Origin of the sequence: Methylobacterium mesophilicum (genome assembly GCF_022179445.1) — a bacterium.
GTDB classification, from domain to species: domain Bacteria; phylum Pseudomonadota; class Alphaproteobacteria; order Rhizobiales; family Beijerinckiaceae; genus Methylobacterium; species Methylobacterium mesophilicum.
In genome coordinates, this window is sequence record NZ_BPQU01000147.1 from 1 (window position 1) to 252 (window position 252).

Below are 252 nucleotides of genomic sequence, written 5' to 3' on the forward strand. Positions count from 1 at the left end.
CCATTGACCAGAAGACCACGAGCCACAACCCCCGCTCCACCGTGGGCACCGTCACGGAGATCCACGACTACCTCCGCCTCCTCTTCGCCCGCGTGGGGCAGGCCTTCTGCCCCGAGTGCGGCCGTCCCATTGAGAAGCAGTCGGCGAGCGAGATCACCGACCGCCTCCTCAAGCGCCCCCCCGGCACCCGGGCCATCCTCATGGCCCCCCTGGTGCGGGGAAGGAAGGGGGAGTACAGGAAGCTCTTCCAGC

1 protein-coding gene is annotated in these 252 nt (G+C 68.7%); it reads left to right on the top strand.

Going from position 1 to position 252, the window contains the following annotated elements:
- On the top strand, positions 1–252 hold a 252-nt coding region (locus MFF40_RS28555; RefSeq protein WP_238263195.1), incomplete at both ends, for a hypothetical protein.